We start from the raw sequence: 5,113 nt of genomic DNA, 5'->3' as shown, positions 1-5,113 counted from the left end.
CTATACGGCCATCATCAATATTTGATTGTTCTTCGCTCTGAGATGTATGGGCGCATCATCCCAATAATGCCAGGAGAACTGCCGCGCTTATTGCAATCTCCATCATTTTTTTGATCTTTTTCATTTTAACCTCCACTTGTCTTGAAATTATTTCGCATATTAGGCCTTCATGCGAAAAAAATATAGGGGTCTATTGCATTTCCTGCGAGACAATCCCCATATCTTCCATAGTGTGCGCTTTCGTTTCATCATTTTTTCCATAGTGTGCGCTTTCGTTTCATCATTTTTGCATCATGAACGGCAAGGCCCGATAGCCCTATTTGAGGGGGGACGTAAGCGTCTCCGGCGCTTCAAACAATCATTTTTCAAAAAAGCCAGTCCTGTGCATTGCCGGAAGTCTGGATGTTCACACGCCGCCGGAGCTCCATTGCCTCCCTCTGGAGCGGGCTATTCAGGCGCGGGGCGGCGTCATGTTCCACACGGTCAGTTATCCGGCGGACCATTTCTTTTCCGACTGTCGGGAAACCGCCGCCAAGACGGCCGAGAGCTTTCTCCTGGAACAGCTTTCTATTGAAAAGAGCTGATATAAGAGCCGCCGGGTCCCGCAATTCTGCGGAACCCGGCGGCCTCTTTATATTACATAATCGTTCCCGGTATCGCGCGAATGTATGAGATCCGCCACCGTGATGTGATCCAGATACTCGTTGATGACCCGATTCAACCCTCTCCAGACCGGCAGAGTACGGCAATTCGGGGCCCTTGGGCAGACATCCGCGGTTTCGTCCAGACAGGCAACAGGGGCCAGCGTTTCCTCCGTCAGCCGCAAAACCTCGCCTACCGTGTATTGCTCCGGAGGGTGGGTCAGCTTGTAGCCGCCCCCCTTGCCCCGCACGCCGGTGAGCAGCCGGGCCTTGACCAGAATTTTGATGATGGCCTCCAGATATTTTTCCGAAATTTCCTGCCGCTGCGCGATTTCTTTCAAGGGAATGTACCCCTCTGACGGATGCTCAGCCAGGTCGGCCATAACCCGCAAGGCATAACGGCCTTTCGTTGAAATCAGCATATGGCGACGCTCCTTTTAATAGAATATACCTATTATACAACATGGTTAGTTGGGTTTCAAGCAGGATTTTACACAATGACGATTGACAGGGAAGATCTTTCCTTCTATAATACAAATAAACCCACTTGGAAGATTGGGATATAAATGATCCACATCCTGGATTTCGATGTCGTATCCATCATAGCTGACGGAGCGGGACAAACGCCGCATTATTATTAAGATTGAGATTATGAGGAGGAAACCGCTATGAGCAAGATATACACATCCGCCGATCAGCTGATCGGCAAAACGCCCCTGCTGGAGCTGGTCCATATCGAGAAGGAAGAGGGGCTGGAGGCCCGGGTCCTGGCGAAGCTGGAATATTTCAACCCCGCCGGGTCCGTCAAGGACCGGATTGCCAAGGCCATGATCGACGACGCCGAGGCCCGGGGCCTTTTGAAACCCGGCTCCGTCATCATCGAACCCACCTCCGGCAACACCGGCATCGGCCTGGCCGCCGTGGCCGCCGCCCGGGGCTACCGCATTATCATTGTCATGCCCGAAACCATGAGCGTGGAGCGCCGCCAGCTGATGAAGGCCTACGGCGCGGAGCTGGTCCTCACCGAAGGGGCCAGGGGCATGAAGGGCGCCATCGCCAAGGCCGGCGAGCTGGCCAAGGAGATTCCCGGCGGCTTCATTCCCGGACAGTTCGTGAACCCCGCCAACCCTGCCGCCCACAGGGCCTCCACCGGCCCGGAGATCTGGGAGGACACCGAGGGGAAGGTGGATGTCTTCGTGGCGGGCGTTGGCACCGGCGGCACCGTCACCGGCGTGGGAGCCTACCTGAAGGAGCGGAATCCTGCCGTGAAGGTCGTGGCTGTGGAGCCCGCCGCCTCCCCGGTGCTGAGCAAGGGGACCGCCGGGAGCCACAAAATCCAAGGCATCGGCGCGGGCTTCGTCCCGGAGGTGCTGGACACCAGCGTCTATGACGAGGTCATTGCTGTGGAGAACGAGGACGCCTTCGCCGCCGGGAAGCTGGTGGGCCGGAAGGAGGGCGTCCTGGTGGGTATCTCCTCCGGCGCGGCGGTGTGGGCGGCGGTTCAGCTGGCCAAGCGGCCGGAGAACAGGAGCAAGACCATCGTGGCCCTGCTGCCGGACACGGGGGACCGCTATCTCTCCACACCGCTGTTCCAGGATTAAAGCTTCAAAATTACCGGCCTGGTGTCACAACACTTTGGCAGGTCCGGCAGACTTTTTCCCGCCGTTTGTTTTTCATTGACAAAAAGGCGTTCATAGGAGGCGCGCGCAATGCGTATTCACGGTTCTCGGATGCAGGCCGGCATGTGCATGGGCAGGATGAATGTCCAGGATTCTTTGCGCTCACTTGCCGCCTGCCCGAAGCACCGAGGAATCGTTTGACCTGACGCGCCGGTTTAACGACTGCCGGCCAAAGCGGGGAGCCGTGAGCTCCCCGCTTTTTTGCGTCCTAAAGGAGGAATTTGCTTGATAGGACTCAATCACATTTCCAAGAATTTTGGCAGCGGGCCCCGGCAGGTCCATGCCGCCCGGCGGGGAGCTATATCCTCCTGACCTTCGGCGGGCAGAAGAGCGAGGCGGAGGCCAGCCTTGAGCGAGTCCAGGATTTGGTCTTGAAAAATGGAGCACTGGATTGTATCATTTTAAGAGACTCCGCCCGGGCGGCGGATATTTGGAAGGTCCGGGGGAACCGGGACGCGGAGACCTGGGAGCGGGAGCTTCACGCCGTCATGGACCGGGCCTGTCACAGGGCCTATGAGCTGGGGGGCGCGGCCTCCGGGGAGCACGGCATCGGCGTCTCCAAGCGGCGGTATTTCCTCCAGGAGTCCGACCAGGAAAACCTGGCGGTTATAAACCGGATCAAGGACGCACTGGCCCCCCTGCACATTCTGAACGACCAAAAATCCTATATTGGAGGACACGACTATGCAGAGCCTGTCTAAGCGCACCGCCAGCTTCACCGACTCGGTGATCCGGCGCATGACCCGCGTTTCCAACCAGTACGGCGCGGTGAATCTCTCCCAGGGCTTCCCGGACTTCGACCCGCCCCGGGCCATCCTGGACCGGTTGGCGGAGGTCAGCCGGGAGGATTTCCACCAGTACTCCGTCACCTGGGGAGCCCAGAACCTCCGGGAGGCCCTGGCGGCAAAGCAGTCCCATTACATGGGTTTTCCCATCGACCCCGACGGGGAAATCACAATCACCTGCGGCAGCACGGAGGCCATGATGGCCGCCATGATGACCGTGGCGAACCCCGGGGACAGGGTGGTGGTCTTCTCGCCCTTCTATGAGAACTATGGGGCGGACACCATCCTCTGCGGCGCGGAGACCATCTACGTGCCCCTGTCGCCCCCGGACTTCCGCTTCGACCCAGAGGTCCTGGAGGACGCCTTCCGTCAAAGGCCCAAGGCCCTGATTCTCTGCAACCCCGCCAACCCCTGCGGCCGGGTCTTCACCCGGGTGGAGCTGGAGATCATCGCCGCCCTGGCGGAGAAATACGACGCCTATGTCATCACCGATGAGGTCTATGAGCACATCGTCTACGCCCCCCACCGGCACGTCTACTTCGCCGCCCTTCCGGGAATGCGGCAGAGGACCATCTCCTGCTCGTCGCTGTCCAAGACCTACTCCATCACCGGCTGGCGGCTGGGGTACACCATCGCCCCGCCGGAGATCACGGACCGGATCAAAAAGGTCCACGACTTCCTCACCGTAGGCGCGGCGGCCCCCCTCCAGGAGGCGGTGATCCCCGGATTGAACTTCGGCCAGGACTATTACGGCGCTCTCCTGGCGGAGTACACCCACAAGCGGAACCTGTTCCTGAGGGGCCTGGACGCACTGGGGCTGCCCCACAGCACGCCGGAGGGGGCCTACTACGTCCTGCTGGATATCTCGGAGTTCGGCTATGACAGCGACCTGAGGTTCTGCGAGGACCTGGCGGAAAAGGTGGGCGTGGGGGCTGTTCCCGGTTCCAGCTTCTTCCGGGAGCCGGTGAACCACCTCATTCGCTTCCACTTCGCCAAAAAGGACGAGACCCTTTTGGACGCCCTGAACCGCCTGGAATCCCTGCGGGCCAAGATTCCGGCAAAGGGAAAAGGAGCCGAGCGTATATGCAGAATCTGAAAAAAGCACTGGAACGGGAGAGCCTACCTGGTCGAGCTGCGGCGGGACTTTCACCGGCATCCCGAGCCGGCCCTTTGTGAATTTCGTACCGCGAAGCGGCTCGAAGGAGAAATTGGAGTGTTTCGGAATTTCCCACCAGCGGGCGGGAGAGACCGGCGTTCTTGGCATTTTGCGTGGAGACGGCGCAGACCGGGTGTTCGGCATCCACACGGCCTCGAACCTGCCCAGCGGAACCATCGGATTATTATTTCCGAGCTTTAAGCTCGGAAATAATAAAGCCGGGGCTGAACAATGCTGCTGCAGACCACTTCCGGATCATGATCCGGGGAAAGTCCGCCCATGTGTCCACCCCGCAGCTGGGGGCCGATGCCCTCTATATCGCCAGTCACGCTGTAGTCGCGCTCCAATCCCTAGTCACGCGGCTTACCTCGCCGGTGGAGCCGGTTACATTGGCGTTGGAAAGCTGACGGCGGGAACCACCTATAACGCTCCGGCGGAAACCGCCGGGTTGGAGGGGACGACCCGGTCGGTCTCTCAGGAGAGCCAGGAGAGGATACGGGACTTGGGTTCCAGAACTGTTTCCAGCATCTCGGATCTCTATGGCGGGACCGCGGAGATTCAGCTCCATACCCCTGGCGCATATGCGTATTGGGGAACAGGAAACACCGCCCATCCCCATACATTGCTGCCAAACCATAACGGCAGCTTTGATGTGGATGCGGAAGCCCTGATTCTGTGCGCGGGACTCTATGCTGGGTATATTTTTCAAACAAGACCTAAGCTCGCAAAACGTACATAGAGTGATGTTTAAAAGAGAACGTAAGGCCGGCCCTCTTTTAAGAAGCTGTACCAATAGAGGGAAAAGTAGTATAATGAGGGAATGATACAGAAAAATGAGCGACGCAGCTATGC

At 58.6% G+C, this 5,113-nt stretch carries 5 protein-coding genes; 4 read left to right on the top strand and 1 reads right to left on the bottom strand.

All coding sequences use genetic code 11. From position 1 onward, the window contains the following. Nucleotides 1-631: 631 nt before the first annotated feature. Nucleotides 632-1,063: an Rrf2 family transcriptional regulator gene (locus JX325_RS12590; protein WP_204791458.1), complete on the bottom strand. Its 432-nt coding sequence runs from the start codon at nt 1,061-1,063 to the stop codon at nt 632-634. A 246-nt stretch (nt 1,064-1,309) separates the two neighbouring features. On the opposite strand from JX325_RS12590, the gene cysK reads away from it, so the two are divergent. From cysK to JX325_RS18730, 4 genes are all read left to right on the top strand, one after another. Further along, nucleotides 1,310-2,242, top strand: coding sequence for a cysteine synthase A (gene cysK, locus JX325_RS12585; RefSeq protein WP_204791457.1), 933 nt, complete (start codon nt 1,310-1,312; stop codon nt 2,240-2,242). A 299-nt stretch (nt 2,243-2,541) separates the two neighbouring features. Next, nucleotides 2,542-3,021: an FAD-binding oxidoreductase gene (locus JX325_RS12580; protein ID WP_204791456.1), complete on the top strand. Its 480-nt coding sequence runs from the start codon at nt 2,542-2,544 to the stop codon at nt 3,019-3,021. After that, nucleotides 3,005-4,201, top strand: coding sequence for a pyridoxal phosphate-dependent aminotransferase (locus JX325_RS12575; protein ID WP_204791455.1), 1,197 nt, complete (start codon nt 3,005-3,007; stop codon nt 4,199-4,201). The genes JX325_RS12580 and JX325_RS12575 overlap by 17 nt, the downstream gene beginning before the upstream one ends. Nucleotides 4,202-4,518: 317 nt before the next feature. After that, nucleotides 4,519-4,668 (top strand): peptidase dimerization domain-containing protein, encoded by a 150-nt coding sequence (locus JX325_RS18730; RefSeq protein WP_300347304.1) that lies wholly within the window; start codon nt 4,519-4,521, stop codon nt 4,666-4,668. Nucleotides 4,669-5,113: the final 445 nt, after the last annotated feature.

The organism is Oscillibacter sp. CU971, assembly GCF_905219725.1.
In the GTDB taxonomy this organism is placed as follows: Bacteria; Bacillota; Clostridia; order Oscillospirales; family Oscillospiraceae; genus Oscillibacter.
Note: the sequence above shows the minus strand (reverse complement) of the source record. Positions and strands in the feature narration are given on the sequence as shown.